This window comes from Pseudomonas sp. PDM20, assembly GCF_014852575.3.
GTDB lineage: Bacteria > Pseudomonadota > Gammaproteobacteria > Pseudomonadales > Pseudomonadaceae > Pseudomonas.
Genome location: NZ_CM181224.1, coordinates 3,787,311 through 3,801,781 on the forward strand (window position 1 = coordinate 3,787,311; position 14,471 = coordinate 3,801,781).

General features: G+C 65.8%; 13 protein-coding genes. 6 read left to right on the forward strand and 7 right to left on the reverse strand.

The window, feature by feature from the left end; genetic code table 11:
• The first annotated feature begins 11 nt into the window (after positions 1 to 11).
• From IB261_RS17285 to IB261_RS17295, 3 genes are all read left to right on the forward strand, one after another.
• Positions 12 to 944, forward strand: a complete 933-nt coding sequence (locus tag IB261_RS17285; RefSeq protein ID WP_151187415.1) for a GntR family transcriptional regulator — start codon at positions 12 to 14, stop codon at positions 942 to 944.
• 86 nt (positions 945 to 1,030) lie between these two features.
• Positions 1,031 to 2,317, forward strand: coding sequence for a glycosyltransferase (locus IB261_RS17290; RefSeq protein WP_192382668.1), 1,287 nt, complete (start codon positions 1,031 to 1,033; stop codon positions 2,315 to 2,317).
• Positions 2,318 to 2,410: 93 nt separating this feature from the next.
• Positions 2,411 to 2,944, forward strand: a complete 534-nt coding sequence (locus IB261_RS17295; RefSeq protein ID WP_151187417.1) for a GNAT family N-acetyltransferase — start codon at positions 2,411 to 2,413, stop codon at positions 2,942 to 2,944.
• On the opposite strand, the gene IB261_RS17300 is transcribed toward IB261_RS17295, so the two are convergent.
• From IB261_RS17300 to IB261_RS17315, 4 genes are all read right to left on the reverse strand, one after another.
• Complete coding sequence (locus IB261_RS17300; RefSeq protein WP_192382669.1) at positions 2,941 to 3,930, reverse strand: AraC family transcriptional regulator; 990 nt, start codon at positions 3,928 to 3,930, stop codon at positions 2,941 to 2,943. The genes IB261_RS17295 and IB261_RS17300 overlap by 4 nt on opposite strands.
• A 180-nt stretch (positions 3,931 to 4,110) precedes the next feature.
• Positions 4,111 to 5,493, reverse strand: a complete 1,383-nt coding sequence (locus tag IB261_RS17305; protein ID WP_192382670.1) for a DUF1254 domain-containing protein — start codon at positions 5,491 to 5,493, stop codon at positions 4,111 to 4,113.
• A gap of 61 nt (positions 5,494 to 5,554) precedes the next feature.
• Positions 5,555 to 6,901 (reverse strand): DUF1329 domain-containing protein, encoded by a 1,347-nt coding sequence (locus IB261_RS17310; RefSeq protein ID WP_192382671.1) that lies wholly within the window; start codon positions 6,899 to 6,901, stop codon positions 5,555 to 5,557.
• Positions 6,902 to 6,903: 2 nt separating this feature from the next.
• The gene (locus tag IB261_RS17315; RefSeq protein ID WP_192382672.1) at positions 6,904 to 8,724 is read right to left on the reverse strand and encodes a DUF1302 domain-containing protein; all 1,821 of its coding nucleotides are present in this window, start codon (positions 8,722 to 8,724) and stop codon (positions 6,904 to 6,906) included.
• A 135-nt stretch (positions 8,725 to 8,859) separates the two neighbouring features.
• Here IB261_RS17315 and IB261_RS17320 point away from each other — a divergent pair, with 135 nt between their 5' ends.
• The gene (locus IB261_RS17320; RefSeq protein WP_177429489.1) at positions 8,860 to 9,903 is read left to right on the forward strand and encodes a helix-turn-helix transcriptional regulator; all 1,044 of its coding nucleotides are present in this window, start codon (positions 8,860 to 8,862) and stop codon (positions 9,901 to 9,903) included.
• Between the two features lie 45 nt (positions 9,904 to 9,948).
• Here the strand turns inward: IB261_RS17320 and IB261_RS17325 are convergent, their stop codons facing one another.
• A complete protein-coding gene (locus IB261_RS17325) occupies positions 9,949 to 10,875 on the reverse strand; it encodes a cation diffusion facilitator family transporter (RefSeq protein ID WP_192382673.1) in 927 nt (308 codons plus the stop codon).
• Positions 10,876 to 11,252: 377 nt separating this feature from the next.
• Between IB261_RS17325 and IB261_RS17330 the strand changes: the two genes are divergently transcribed.
• On the forward strand, positions 11,253 to 11,684 hold the full coding sequence (locus IB261_RS17330; protein WP_192382674.1) for a hypothetical protein: 432 nt from the start codon (positions 11,253 to 11,255) through the stop codon (positions 11,682 to 11,684).
• Between the two features lie 345 nt (positions 11,685 to 12,029).
• Complete coding sequence (locus tag IB261_RS17335; protein ID WP_081518277.1) at positions 12,030 to 12,548, forward strand: ProQ/FinO family protein; 519 nt, start codon at positions 12,030 to 12,032, stop codon at positions 12,546 to 12,548.
• Between the two features lie 219 nt (positions 12,549 to 12,767).
• Here IB261_RS17335 and IB261_RS17340 read toward each other — a convergent pair whose 3' ends face one another.
• Positions 12,768 to 13,541 carry an alpha/beta fold hydrolase gene (locus IB261_RS17340; RefSeq protein ID WP_192382675.1) on the reverse strand — a complete coding sequence of 258 codons (774 nt, stop codon included), beginning with the start codon at positions 13,539 to 13,541 and terminating at the stop codon, positions 12,768 to 12,770.
• Positions 13,542 to 13,623: 82 nt separating this feature from the next.
• Complete coding sequence (locus tag IB261_RS17345; protein WP_192382676.1) at positions 13,624 to 14,460, reverse strand: oxidoreductase; 837 nt, start codon at positions 14,458 to 14,460, stop codon at positions 13,624 to 13,626.
• Positions 14,461 to 14,471 lie beyond the last annotated feature (11 nt).

A 14,471-nucleotide genomic window follows, 5' to 3' on the forward strand; every position in this document is an offset into this window, starting at 1 on the left:
AGAGAAGCCGCTTGAGCAAGGACACCGAGAAAAGACCGCGCACCAACCACCTGGAACTGGCCCGGCGGATCATCGAGCACGCCCAGGACACCGGGCTGGGAGATGGCGACGGCCTGTCCGAGCAGCAACTGGCGCGCACCTTCGGCGTATCGCGCACGCTGATCCGCGCGGGGCTGGACCTGCTGCTGGAACAGCAACTGGTGGCCCACGAGCCGGGCAAGGGCTATCGCCTCGCCGCCGACCCTTCCGCCCAGGTACTCGGCCCCGCCCTGCCCCAGGCCGAGGAACAGGCGCTGGCCGCCTCGGTACTGCGCGACCGCATGGCAGGGCGGCTGGGCAACAGCCTCAGCGCCAGCGAGCTGATGCGCCGCTACGACATCGGCCGCGCCGCCGCGCAGAAGGTCCTCGCGCAGCTCAGCGAAGACCAGGTGCTGGAGCGCGGCGCCGGGCAGAGCTGGTCGTTCCGCCCGCTGCTGAACAACCTCGCGGCGCTCGAAGACAGCCTGCGCTACCGGCTGATCCTGGAGCCGGAAGCGCTGCTGGCGCCCGGCTTCGACCCTGATCTGGCGCGCCTCGCCCTACTGCGCGGCGCCATGGAAGACTTACTCAGTGCGCCCATCGAGCGCTTCGACGTGGCGCAGTTCCGCGAGCTGGACATCGGCTTCCACGAACTGATCGCCCAGGGCTGCGGCAACCGCTTCGTCGGCGACGCCCTGCTGCAGCACCAGCGCCTGCGCCGCCTGCCCAACCTGCTGCCGATGGTCAGCGTGCACCGCCTGCAGGAAGCCCTGCGCGAGCACCTGCGGATCATCGAGCAGATCGAACGCGGCCAGCTGGAAGTCGCCGCCGACCTGATGCGCCTGCACCTGCGGCTGTCCTTCGCGCAACGGCCGCAGACCGCCAACCGCGGGATTCCGCAGTCGTTCGCCCTGGGGCGCCGCTGATTATTTTTACTTCGCGGTGTTTTTTTTAACGAAAAAATGCAGTATCAGTTTCACGCAGTGCCCGTGAGCAACACCCGGATGTGCCCATGACGCAAAGAACAAGAACCATCGCCTTCTTCCCCGAGGCCAGCTTCGGCGCCGCGCTGAACTGCATCGGCATCGCCCAGGCCCTGCGCGAGCTCGGCGCCCGCCCGGTGTTCATCTGCCATGCGCACTTCCAGGGCATCTTCGCCGAGTACGGCTTCGCCGAGTACCCACTGCAGCTGGACTCGCCGCTCTCCGCCGCCGACCACCAGCACTACTGGGAGCGCTTCATCGAGCGCAACGTGCCGTACTTCGACCAGCCGCCCCTGGCGCAGATCGACAGCTACGTGGCGCCGGCCTGGGAAGCCATCATCGACACCGCCATCGAGTCGGAAAAGCCGTTGCAGCAGTTGCTCGCCCGGCTCAAGCCCGACGCCATCGTGCTGGACAACGTGGTCAGCTTCCCGGCCATCGCCGCCGCCGGCTGCCCCTGGGTGCGCATGGTCTCCTGCGCGGAAACCGAGCTGCCCGATGCTGCCGTGCCGCCGTACCTGTCCGGCGCCAGCAGCAGCGATGCTCAGGCCTGCTCGACTTACCGCGAGCACTACCTGCACGCGACCAGGCCGGCACACGAGCGCTTCGCCCGCTTCCTCGCCGAGTGCGGCCACCCCGCCCTGCCCGCCGGCCAGTTCCTCGAGGACTCGCCCTGGCTCAACCTGCTGCTGTCGCCAACGCCGGTGCGCTACGAGCGCGAGAAGCCGCTGCCGGCCGAGCGCTACCTGTACCTCGACGGCTGCGTGCGCAGCGAGGCGCCATACATCCCGCCGCAGTTCCCCCGCCATGACGATGCGCCGCTGATCTACGTGAGCTTCGGCAGCCTGGGCGCCGCCGACGTGGCGATGATGCGCCGGCTGATCGATGCCGTGGCGCAGCTGCCGTACCGCTTCCTGATCAACGTCGGCGCCTACCGCGAGCACTACGACACGGTGCCGGACAACGTCTACCTCGACAGCTGGTATCCGCAGCCGGCGGTGCTGCGCGAGTGCCAGCTGTTCATCCATCACGGCGGCAACAACAGCTTCTGCGAAGCGCTGTATTTCGGCCTGCCGTCGGTGATCATCCCCTATTGCTGGGACGGCCACGACAACGCCCGGCGCGCCGAGGAAGTCGGCGTGGCGCGCTACCTGCCGCGCTTCGAGGACCCGCTGGCGGCGCTGCCCGCCGCCCTTGCCGAACTGCTCGCGGACAAGGCCATGGCGCAACGCCTGAGCACCGTGCGCGAGCAGATGCAGGCCTCGCGCGGCACCGAAACGGCGGCGCGGGCGATCCTCGGCATCTGCGCCGACTGACAACGGATTGGCTCTGTCGAAGTACTGGCGATTGGCACTCGGCGACGGACCATTCCCCCCTTAAGCTGGGCTCCAGCCACCCTGGAGCCCGGCATGACCGCCTTCGATGACCAGCCGACCCTGCTCGGCGACACCCTGCAATTGCGCCCGCTGCGCGCCGATGATTTCGACTCGTTGTTCGCCGCTGCCAGTGCGCCGGAAACCTGGGCCGGCCACCCGGCCACCGAGCGCTATCGCCGCGAAGTCTTCGAGCCCTACTTCCAGTTCCTGGTACAGGCCGGCGGCTGCCTGCTGATCCTCGACCGACAGACAGGCGCGGCCATCGGCTGCTCGCGCTACTACCCGGTACCGGACCAGCCGGCCGACATCGGCATCGGCTTCACCTTCATCAACCACCGCTACTGGGGCGGCGCGACCAACCGCGAGCTGAAGACGCTGATGCTCGGCCATGCCTTCCAGCATTTCGAGCGCGTGTGGTTCCACATCGCGCCGAGCAATATCCGCTCGCAGAAAGGCACGGCCAAGCTGGGCGCGAGGTTGGCCTATCAGGCGGACCTGGACCTCTCCGGCACACCCGCATCCTGGCTCTGCTATGAGTTGCCGCGCCAGCGCTGGGGCAGCGCCTAGACCCGCCCCGACTCCTGCGACAGCCAGCGCTTGCGCCAGGCCAGCGGCGTGCAGTCCTGCCAGCGGCGGAAGGCGCGGATCAGGCTGCTGGCGCTGCTGAAGCCGATTCGCTCGGCGATCTGCTCCATCGACCACTGCGGATCGCGTAGCAGTTGCAGCGCCTGCGCCTCCCGCGTCTGGTCGAGCAGCTGGGCAAAGCTCAGGCCGTGCTGCTGCAAGGCCGTCTCGAGCTGCCCACGGGCAATATCCAGATGCCCCGCCAGCTCCTCCAGTGAACTCGGCCCGGTGAGCAATTCCGCCAGGCGCGCGCGCAGGGCGCTGAGCGGCAGCGGCATGCCGTGCTGGGCCAGGTACTGCAGAATGGGGCGTTCCACCTGGGCAAGCAGGCGCGGGTTGGCCCCCGGCAGAGGCAAATCCCAGGAAGCATTGTGGAACACAAAGGCGCTCAGCGGCTGATCGAAGCTGACCCGTACATTCAGCGCGTCCCACTCCTGCCGGTCCGCCGGGCTCCTCCGGGCCAGCTCGATACCGCGCATGAATGTGGCAGCCGGCTTTCCCGTCAGGCGTTCGAACATGCGTACGTGGAAATGCCAGTAGAAGTCGCGGGCAATGTCGGTGGGCGTGTAACCACCATTGAGGTGGAACTCCATCCGCCAGTCACTCCGCTCGTCCTGTATCAACAGCGGCTGGCCTACGGTGCTGGCCAGGTTGACCAGCTGCACATGGCGCTGTACAGCCTCGCCGAGCGTGGTGCAGGCGTATAGCGCCAGGTCCATCCCGTAGAGGTTGGCGGACAGGTGGTAACGTGCCGCGCGGATGCCGAAGTTCGCGTCGCCAGTGACTTCTGCGCAGAGCAACCACAGAGGGCTGAGCGAGGTGATGGGCAGGCGTGCGTCGACCTCCTGCATGATGCCCGGATCGATCCCTGCGCGCCTGAGCACCGGAATGGGATCGATCCCGTAGTGCTGGCCCAGGGTGGTCGCCATGCAGCGCACGACAGTAGCCTGTGTGCTGGGCGGCAGTGAGACAGGGGAAGTGCGCTTCATGTTCGGCTGACGGACGGTGGCTCTGAAACGAGCATGGCCGCGGCGCGCAGCGCATTCAACCTCCCCTGCAAAAAAAGCCCCGGTGGGGGCCGGGGCACAAAGGAGCAGTCGCACGATGAATCAGGACTCCCGCTGCACCAGCGGCGGTTGCCAGTCACGCTGGAGGACCTCCGGCTTCGGCCAGTAGAGGCGCAGGAACAGGCTGAACTCGCTGTCCGGCGCAGGCAGCCAGTTGCTGCGCAACTCCGGGCGCTCGGGCGCTTCGTGCTGGATGTACAGGTCCAGCGAGCCGTCGGCGTTGTAGTGCAGATCGTCACGGTCGCCGACGGCGTAGCGGTTCAGCGGGTTGTCGGCGAGCAGCAGCTGGGGGTTGTACAGCGTGAGCGACCAGAAACCCTTCACCGGTGGCAGCTGTGCCTTGTCGAAGTGGATCACGTAGCGATGCCGTCCGCTGAGCAGCTGGCCATCCTTGTCGGCACGGGTATTGGGATAGATCGCGTCGTCCGCCGTGTTGGCACCCAGGCCCATTTTCGCCACCAGCGCTCGCTGGGCATAACGGTCCGCATATGCCCCCATGTCGTAGCTGACCCTCCAGCCGTTGACCGTGGGCAGCTTGTCGCGCAGCTCCTCGGAATGCGCCATCAGGTCGGTGACCTTGCGGTAGCCGATGCGGCTGCCCAGGCGCTGCCAGGCAGATTGATGGGGCTTGCAGTCCGCGCTGACCAGGCCAGCGTTTTTGATGCGGCGCATCTGCTCGTCGTCGAGACCGCTGGGCGGGTTGTCCGCGAGCAACTGGCAGAAGGTCGAGAAGAATTCATCCTGGGTCCAGCCCTGCAACTGCTGGTCCGGCGGCAGGTCGTCGCTCAGCTTCGGCAACCTGGCCATGGCCGGGTCCGGCTGTGAAGCCTTCTGTCCCTGCTCGAGCGGACGCAGGTCGAACTGGCGTTGCAGGGCGTTGATCTCGGCGTAGTCGCTCGGGCCGTGGCTCTTGAAGCGGCCGATGATCCAGGCCATCTGCGTGGGCACCCGGATGAGCTGCATGCCCTCCGGCAGAGTGCCCTGCCAGTGCGGGCCGGCGATCAGGAAGCGCCCGGCCTTGCTGCCCTGGGTACGGGTGCCGGGGCTGGCCACCACGTTGGTCCAGGCATCCAGGATCGGCATCATGTAGTAGTACCCGTCCGTGTCGGGAACACTCAGCACCACCGGCCCCGATCGCAGGTCCAGGTGAGACAGCGAATAGAGCGTGTCGACGTTGGGCGCGACGACGCTGTTGAAACGGTAATCGGGGAAGCGCAGACGGTGATTGAGTTGGTTCACCGAAGTCTGGCCGCGACCAAGCTGGTATTGCTTGGTCAGCTCCATGATCACCAGCGGGTAGCCGAAGGCGTAGGCCTCGGCTGTAGCGCGGGCTTGTTGATAAAGGCTGTAGCCGGCACCAGCGGCGGCCAACAGCACAGCACCGGTCAGCCCCAGGCCGATTCGGGTTCGCTTGGAGAATGGCATCTGTGATCGATCCTCAGAGGTAGGGTTCGCAGGGGCCGTGCCTCATGGCCCCTGCCCGCGCTTACTTGCCCAGTCGCTTGAGTTCGGCCGGGGTGAACTCGGCCTCCTTCACTTCCTTGCCGAACTCGGCGCGGTGACCGATCGCGTTGGTCAGGTAGTTCACCGCATAGATCCCGGAGATCAGGTCATAGGTGGCTTCGGCCGCGGTCATCGGCAGCTGCAGGTCGTGGTACATGGTCAGGAACGACTCGTAGTTGCGCCACAGCTCGCCACGGTTGTCGTAGATGTCGCTGGCCATGACCTGCCAGGTGTCTTCGTCGATGTAGAAGCGACGCTTGCCGTAGACATGCCGGGCTCCCGGCTTGAGGGTGGCCTCGATGACCCACACTCGGTGTTTCTCGTAGCGGTTGACGTCCGGGTTGATGTAGCCCGGCTTGAGCATCTGGTCGTAGCCGACCTGCTTGCTGGCGAGGCCGAAGGCGTTGTAGCCCACCAGCATTTCGCGCTTGCCGATCAGCTTCCAGTCGTAGCGATCGGGCGCACCATTGAAGCCATCGACGCTGTCGGAAACCACCTGGCCGAAGCTGTACCGCGCGCTGTTGTCGTAGGCCACAGTCGGCGCGCGACGCACGCGGCGCTGGCCGGGGTTGTACTGCCAGGCTGCACGCGGGGTGCTGACCTGGTTGATCGGCTCCTGTACCAGCGTCACTTCGCCGGCATAACGTGACGGGCTGTTGGTCTGCACACGGGTGTAGAACAGCAGGTTCGCTTCCGGTTCGAGGTCGCTGATTTTCTCGCGGAAGCCCACCAGTTGCCTGTAGGTGACCAGCGTGTAGTCGCCCTTGGCCTGCACGGTGGCCGAGGAGAAGTCACGCGCGATCGAGCCACCGCGGTAACGGGTGATGTGGTTCCACAGCACTTCCAGCGCCTCGGTGGGTTCAGGGAAGGGAACGCCGAAGTGATAGTTGGTCAGGCCGTTGCCGTTGTCTGCCAGGCCTGTCTGGGTGAGGTTCTTGCGCGATTCATCCAGGTACGCCTGGGGAATGACCGCGCTGCGGTGACTGGGGAAGACACGCATGCGGTAGTCGGGGTAGCGGACGAACATGGCCTGCTGGCCGGGGCTGAGCAGGTCCTTGTACTGCGCCAGATTGGCCTTGCTGACCACATACAGCGGCTGCTCGCTGGCAAACGGGTCGCTGTAGTCGCCATTGCCGGCAATGGCGGCGGCGCCGGCCTTCATGCCGCCAGTCCAGGCAGGAATGCTGCCGTCGGCGTTCGCGGCGCGTTCGGCGCCTACCGGAGTGAGCTTGCCGTCGAGCAATGCGGCGTCGGTCTGCTTGGCTTGCGCCAGGCCGCAAGCGGCTACGAGAGCGACCGCCAGGGAAAGTTTGCAAAGAAGTGGGCGCATGGCTAGAAGCTCGCTTTCAGGGTGACAGAGGCGAAGTCACGGTCATCGACAGTGGAGAACTCGTTGGAGCCGAAGAAGCTGTTGTAGGCCAGCTCCAGCGAGTAGTTGTTGCGGTAGTCGAAGGTCAGGGCGAGTCCTGCCGCCTGCTGGCCTTCCTGGAAGTTCGGGCCGTAGCCCTGCACGTCGTGGCGCCAGTTGATCGAGGGTGTAACCACCGTCGCCGGCAGCAGGTCCTCGTAGTTCAGCGCCAGGCGCAGGCGATAGCCCCAGGAGAAGTGACTCATCAGCCCGTCGGTGTTGCAGTTGTCGGCGTTGTAGTCGGCCAGCTGCGCGGCCGTCACACCACCGGGAATACCGGCTGCGGAGGCAGCACTGCACTGCACGCCATTGGAGGGCGGCGTGCGGCCGAACGAGCCGGCGCGGCCGAGGCGATCATCACCGATGCCCTGGAGCAGGTTGGCCCCCGCCTCTCCTGCCCAGGCCAGGCGAGTAGCGCCCAGGACGTTGTTCACCGTGTCGGTGGCGCCAAGGCTGAACTGCCAGACTGGCAAGCGCACGTAGCCCTGCACTTCATCGCCCCTGGCGGCGCCGAGCTCGGCGGCGGTCATCGGCAGGATCGGCGTATTGGCCTGCCCGGAGAGCAGTGCCACCAGGTCCGCGGGGTTGTAGCCCAGCGGCATGTTCGGCCGGTAGCTGAGTTCGCCGAACAACGCGGTGGTGCCCGCTACGCCGCTCATGCTCAGGCCGAACATATGGATGTCTTCGGGGTAGACGGTGAAGTAGTCACCGGTATTGAGGTTGGTGCGTGAGGCCGATACTGGCCCTTTGCGGGCGATCACCCCGTTAATCAGCGGCGTACGGCTGTGGTAGTTGGCGTAGTAGACACCCAGGTCCGCGTCGTTGAGCGCTTCGATCACGTAGTGCATGGCCAGGCCGTACTGGCCGGTATCGCTGGGGTAGTCGGTGCTGGTGCGCTGCAGGTAACGCCCCTGGGCCAGCGCCTGGCCGGTGGTGCCGGTGCCGCCGGAAACCATGTAATCGACCTGGCAACCTTCGGCGATGTTGTCATTGCTGCTGAAGAAGGTGCCGCAGCCATCCAGCACCGTCGGGCGGAAGTTGTACTGCCAGAAGCCCTCGAGGCTGAGCGAGTCCGCGAGGTCGTAGTTGAAGCTGACCATCTCCACCGGCAGCTGGCCTTCCTTGAGCTCGACGCCGGGGCGGTTGAAAGCCGATGCATCCAGCGGGTTGATGGCGTTGATGCCGTTCTGCAGGAACAGCGCCTCGCCCCAGCTGAGTACCTGCTTGCCGACCTTCACACCCAGCTTGCGATCGGCAACCTGGAAGTCCTTCCAGACGTAGGCGTCGAGGTTCTCGAAGCCCTTGAATCTGGCCAGGTCCTGCCAGCCGGAATCGTCGAAACGCTGGAAGTCGCCATTGCCCTCCTCCATCGCCTGGTCGTACCAGTACTTGAAGCGCAGGAACACGCCCTGGTTGCCGTCCTGCACATCCAGGTCGGTCAGGCCCTTGAACAGCGTGGAGATTGTCTCGTTGCGGCGGTAGTTGAGCTTGCCGTCGTCGCCGTTGTAGTTGATGCCGCTGCCCTCGCGGCCGATGCTGCGCGCATCGGCCGCGGTCAGCAGGTGCTTGTCGGGAGCATCCAGAGCCCAGCTGGTGCCGAGGCTGAGCGTGGTATTGGAGGTGGCGCTCCAGTCATCGTTGAGCTGCCAGGTGACGCCGTGGGCGCCTGGGCTGATGGCGGCGCCGATGCACAGCGCCAGCAGGCTGGGGCGTGCGATTCCCCGGGCATGCAGAAGGTGATTCATGCTGAGACGTACCTGTAGTTGTTGTAGTTGGCAGGTCGAGGGACTCGGGGGAGTTGCCGGCGACAGAGGCGCCCACTAAATTCCAGTCCCGGGTGCGGAGTGACCGCAGCCCGTGGGCAAGATGGGAGCAGCGCGGTGTCGGCAGATAGTCTGGAAGGGACAAATAGTTTTCCCGAGCACCGACATAGGGGGGCCTTATGCGGCTCCATCATCCTGTCGTGGGTACAGGGGCTGGAGGACCAGGGCGTGGACCTGGCGCATTTCTTCCCGGCGTGGGGTGTCGATCCTGCGGCCTTGCGCGCGGGCAATCTGCGCCTGCCACTGTTTCTCGCGCGGCGCTTCTGGGAAGTGGCACTGGAGCAGAGCGCGGACCCGGCCATCGGCCTGGAGCTGGCCCGGCAACTGGACCCGGTGCAGATGCAGGGTCTGGCCTATCTGATGCAGCTGATGCCGGATCGCTATTCGGCGTTGCAGCAGATGCTGCACTTCTGGCCACTGGTCGCCGCACATTTCGAGCAGCGGCTCGAACAGCATGGCGACTGCCTGCGACTGACTCTTCGGCCCGTCAACGATTATCAGCTGGCCCTTCCTGAAGTGGACTACTGGATGGTTCGCCAACTGCGCCACCTGCGCAGCGCTCCCGGTGCATTGCCGGCATTGCGCGAAGTGCGCCTGCGGCGCCCGGAGCCGTCCGATCCGCGGCCCTGGTTGCAGGTCATCCGGGCACCGGTGGTGTTCTCCTCCTGCCGGGACGAAATGCTCCTTGACCTCGCCGCCCTGCAGGAACCACGCGATGGGGGCAGCCCGGCCATCCATGAAGCGCTGAAGCTGTCATTGCGCGAGTACGCCGCGCAGACCGAAACCGGCTCGGAGCTTGAGCGCGTGTGCGCCGAGGTCCTGCACAGGCTGGCGGACAATCCGGGGCTGGATGAAGTAGCGACTCGTCTGCACATGACGCCGCGCACTCTGCACCGCGCATTGCAGCGCGATGGCTGGTCCTACGGCCGCATTGTCGAGGAGCACCGACGCCTGCTGGCGGTGGACCTGCTGCAAGCCACCGCCAGCACCATCGCCGAGATCGCCGACCGGCTCGGCTTCGATGAACAGTCCAGCTTCATCCGCGCCTTCCGCCGCTGGTATGGCGCCACGCCCGGCGCGTACCGGATGCAGAGGCAATGAGGCGATCGCCGCGCGAGCGGCGGCAATCCCCGGCCCCAATACCCCTCAGCGGGTCCAGAGCGGGTCAGTGGTGAAGGCGATGGTCAGCCAGCGATTGGGGCCTTCGCCGCCGATGGCCTCGCCGATCTCGTCGCGCAGCCTGTCCCATTCGGCGAGCGTCTGCGCCGGCCAGTCCGGCGGAACGATGAAATACAGCTCGATCTGCTGCGCTCGCCCGACCTTGGCGACGTAGGCCTGGTACGCCAGGAAGCCATGCTGCGAGACGACAGCCGCGGCCACCTCGTCGACGTGCTCCTTGAGCTCCGGCGGGGTGACCAGGAGGATGTCCTTGAAGGCCTGGCGGATGGTCAGGAAGGGAATCGGCAGAATCACCAGGCAGATCAGCGCCAGCACCGCCGGGTCGACATAAGGGCCGATGTGCGCGTAGCCGCTCACTGTGGCCACATCACCGACCAGGAAGGCGATCAGCAAGGCCAGGGAAATGCTGCCGGACATCACCCAGGACTTCGCGTCGAGGGTGACGAAGTCCGAGCCGATGCGTTTGTTGGCGCGGAACTGCACCGCCGCCAGGGCGAAACAGACCAGCGTGGCAACTGCCGCGTAGAGGATGGCGAAACCGAACTCCAGCGCATGGCCGCCCGTCAGCAACCGGCCGATGGCGTTGATCAGCGCGTACAGCGTGACGCCTGACAGCAGCGTGCCGTTGAGCGCCAGCACCATGGGTTCCAGGTGCCAGAAGCCCATGTTGAACCGCTCGGCCAGACGCCGGCTGGCGTCGCCCTCGGTGGTATGGCGGCGGATCAGGGTCGCCACCATCAGTGCCAGGCCGCTCATGCTGGCATCGGCCAGGGAGTACACGCCGTCGAAGACGATGGAGAAGGATCCCGAAAGCAGGCCGACGATGATCCCGAAACCGGCCAGCAGGACGGTAACGATGATGGAAAGCCGCAGGATGCCCTGTTCTGTTTTCATGACTGGCGTGCTCCTCGCGCCTTGAGTGGTTGCGTAGCCGGATGGAGGCCCGATGGGAGCTGGCGGCTTCGCTGGGGGGCGCGACTATATGCCAGCGCCCGCACCAAGGCTATTGGCGCCTGGGCAAAGTCGCTATGCACTTTCGCAAGGCAAGTGCTCTGCGGAAACGGGCCTCGGCGATCAGTGAGGCCCAGGCCGGCTGCCCAATGGACAGGTTGCCGGTGTCTTCGTAAGCTGCACGCAACCAGCCGCTCACCCGGTTTGCCGACAGGCCAGCGCTGGTGGGGATTGCTCAAGGAACTGCAGCGACACCCGGCACGAACGCCCGGCACGGTCCGTTCGTTTCACGCGCTTATCGCCACACACAAGGAAGCGTCATGCGGAGCGTCAATCTCGCGGTCATGTTTGCGGTTTCCGTCATCAGCGCACTGTCAGGTGCGTTCAATCTGCTGAACGGGGTCAAGCACTACCCCAACAGCCTGCCCTTGACGATGTTGCTCGTGGGCCTTTCGCTGATCTCGTTCGCGTACGCACTCCTGCTATTGAAGCCCGCCGAGAAGGGCAGCACAGGGCAATGGCTGATTCTTCTGCTTTATGCGGTCAGCGCCGTTTCCGGGACCGTCGCATGCGGCATCCTCGGTACACTCCCCTACATCATGCAAAGCATGGATTTGAGCCTCACCCCGGCGTTGAACCACCTTTCGCTCCCCTTCCTGGCTTGCGCCTTCCTTGCCGTGGTCCCCTACGTCCTGGCATTTGTCTACCTGCGCCGGCAGAGCGCAGCCCTTCGCCTGAATGCGGGACAGTAGTCAGCAGCGCTGCCTCTTCCGAGCAAGCTCAGGCCTTGCGCAGCGGCACCTCTTGCAGCAACCACGACAGCGCGAAGGCCACCGCGCTGACCAGGCACGCCAGCAGGAACACCCAGTGCATCGACCCGCGCCCAGCAAGGCCATGTAGAGATTCATCTGCACCCGGCGACGGTTTGAGGATCAGCCACTCGGCCCTCCGGAAGGCTTTGCGCCGAGCCTCTGTCGGCTGCGAATTCACCCTTAACCGACGAAAACAGCGACGAATTGTGCTGATACAGGTGATCCCGAGAGCTGTATGGAATAACCTTGCACCACGCAATCAACCTCGAAGCTGTGAATTGAACGATGGGTTTTGAACAACTAGCTGGGCTACGTGACCGCCTGCGGGCTGAAAAAGAGCAGGCCAAGGCCGCTAACGAGAAGCGCCGCAAGCCGAAGACCACACCGCAGGAGAAACCTCGCGAGCAGGATCCTGCGCTGGAAGCGATCTGGCGCTTGCAGCGGCATTTCCCGTTGGCTTTCCCGGTGAATCCGGCGCCCAAGGTTCCGCTCAAGGAGGGGATTCTCAAGGATGCCGAGCAACACCTGGCGCAACTGGGGATTACCAGCGAGCAGCTCAAACTGGGCGTCGCGGCCTGGTGCAAGGGAACCCGATACTGGGCCAGCATGGTGGAGAACGCGCCGCGTCTGGACTTGAACGGCCAGCCCGTCGGCACCGTGACCGCCGCCCAGGCCCTGCATGCGAAGCAGCAGGCTGCCCGTCATCGCAGCCAGGAACGTCGGAATCGCGAGAAGTTGAAGAACCGCACTCCGGTCGCTGCCGATTCCGCTGCTGAGACCAACGCAGCTCAGACCCCCGACTGAGCTCGCTCGCGCACCGAATCGTATCGGCCATCACCCGGATGGGGGATTGGCCGATATGGCAGTCCGCTTCAGGTCGGAAGCTGCCTCTGCTCACACAGGGTTCTGCGTGTTGCGTTCACGGGTTGAACCCACACCTGGCAGAAGCCATTTGCCCCGCTGTCTCCGATGGTACCAGCGCAGTGAAGCGCCAGCCGTCACGCAACAACCTGCTCCCGGCAATCAGTAGCCGGTAGCCGCCTTCTCGATGGAGCGCGCCACCGCCTCGGGGTGCGAGACCATCACCACATGGGAAGCCCCGCTGACCACCTCGACGTCCTTCGCCTGGGCGCGCTGGGCCATGAAGGCCATCGCCTGCGTCGGAATGTTGCGGTCCGCATCGCCATAGACGAACCACGACGGAATGGCCGTCCAGGCAGCCGCACCGGCCTTCTCGTTCAACGCCGCCTCGGTGACCGGCCGCTGCGCTGCCGCCATCAGCGCGGCTTCGCCGGCAGGAACATCGGCGGCGAACTGGTCGTGAAACTTGTCCTGCTGGATGTACAGGTCCTTGCCGCCATCGGCCAGCGCCACCGGGGCGGCCAGGGTCGGGCCGAGGGTGCTGCCGGGGAACTTACCGGCCAGTTCGGCAGCGCTCTCCCCTTTCTGCGGGGCGAACGCGGCGACGTAGACCAGCGCCTTGACGTTGTCCCGGTCGCTGGCCGCCGCGCTGATCACGTTGCCGCCGTAGGAATGCCCCACCAACACCACCGGGCCCTTGACGCTGCCGACTATGTTGCCGATGTAGGCGCCGTCGCTGGCCACGCCGCGCAGCGGATTGGCGGCGGCGATCACGCTGTAGCCGTCCTTTTCCAGGATGCGGGTCACGCCGTTCCAGCTGGACGCGTCGGCAAAGGCGCCGTGTACCAGCACCACGGTCGGTTTCACCGTGGCCGCAAAGGCGCTGCCGGCCAGCAGGCCGCTGGCGAGCGCCAGGGCGGTGAGGGTCGTCTTCATGGTGGATCTCCTTGCTGAGGATGTGAGGAATAAAAAGCCCCGCACGGCGGCTCGGGGGAATCTCGGACCGTGCGGGGAACGCTCATGCCGAGCGGGGAAAATCGCTGGACTGGCTAAGCTCGCGCCACAGGCGCAGCTCAGCCAGGCGTGCCTTGTCGGCGTTCTCGATGGCCTGCAGCGCATCGCTGCCCAGGGCCAGGCGCAACGGCGGACGATCCATCCAGGCCACCGCGAGGATCGCCTGCGCGGCGCGTTGCGGATCGCCCGGTTGCTGACCGTCGTAGACGCGCTGCCGGCGCGCCACCGCACCGACCACGGCGTCGTACTCGAGGCGCCCTTCCGATAGCGTCGTCGAAGCACCGGCGAAGTCGGTGCGCAGTCCGCCGGGCTCGATGATCGTCACCCGCACGCCGACCTGCGCCATCTCGCGTGCCAGCACTTCGGAGAAGCCTTCCACGCCCCACTTCGCCGCCGAATAGGGCGCACGCCCTGGTGCGCCGATCCGCCCGCCCACCGATGACAGCTGGATGATGTGGCCGCTGCGCTGTCGGCGCAGAACCGGGATCGCCGCCTTGGTGACGATGATGGTGCCGAACAGGTTGGTCTCGATCTCCCGGCGGAACGCTTCCAGCGAGGTGTCCTCCACCGAGTTGATATTGCCGTAGCCGGCGTTGTTGACCAGCACGTCGAGCCCGCCGAATTCCTCGACCATCTGCGCCACGGCGTCCTGCGCGGCGGCCGGGTCGGTGACGTCCAGCGGCGCCAGGCGCAGCGTCTGCGGGTAGATCCGGGCGAGGTCCGCCAGGGCATCCGGATCGCGGGCGGTGGCCAGCAGGCGGTGCCCGGCCTGCAGCACGGCCTCGGCCAACGCGCGGCCCAGGCCGCGGGAGCAACCGGTGATCAGCCATCGTTGGTTCATGGGACCTCCAC

Excerpts from the sequence above, each read along its gene's own strand:
- IB261_RS17290 (WP_192382668.1), top strand. The coding sequence starts at position 1,031 with ATGACGCAAAGAACAAGAACCATCGCCTTCTTCCCCGAGGCCAGCTTC.
- IB261_RS17295 (WP_151187417.1), top strand. The coding sequence starts at position 2,411 with ATGACCGCCTTCGATGACCAGCCGACCCTGCTCGGCGACACCCTGCAA.
- IB261_RS17300 (WP_192382669.1), bottom strand. The coding sequence starts at position 3,930 with ATGGCGACCACCCTGGGCCAGCACTACGGGATCGATCCCATTCCGGTG.
- IB261_RS17305 (WP_192382670.1), bottom strand. The coding sequence starts at position 5,493 with ATGCCATTCTCCAAGCGAACCCGAATCGGCCTGGGGCTGACCGGTGCT.
- IB261_RS17310 (WP_192382671.1), bottom strand. The coding sequence starts at position 6,901 with ATGCGCCCACTTCTTTGCAAACTTTCCCTGGCGGTCGCTCTCGTAGCC.
- IB261_RS17315 (WP_192382672.1), bottom strand. The coding sequence starts at position 8,724 with ATGAATCACCTTCTGCATGCCCGGGGAATCGCACGCCCCAGCCTGCTG.
- IB261_RS17325 (WP_192382673.1), bottom strand. The coding sequence starts at position 10,875 with ATGAAAACAGAACAGGGCATCCTGCGGCTTTCCATCATCGTTACCGTC.
- IB261_RS17330 (WP_192382674.1), top strand. The coding sequence starts at position 11,253 with ATGCGGAGCGTCAATCTCGCGGTCATGTTTGCGGTTTCCGTCATCAGC.
- IB261_RS17335 (WP_081518277.1), top strand. The coding sequence starts at position 12,030 with ATGGGTTTTGAACAACTAGCTGGGCTACGTGACCGCCTGCGGGCTGAA.
- IB261_RS17340 (WP_192382675.1), bottom strand. The coding sequence starts at position 13,541 with ATGAAGACGACCCTCACCGCCCTGGCGCTCGCCAGCGGCCTGCTGGCC.
- IB261_RS17345 (WP_192382676.1), bottom strand. The coding sequence starts at position 14,460 with ATGAACCAACGATGGCTGATCACCGGTTGCTCCCGCGGCCTGGGCCGC.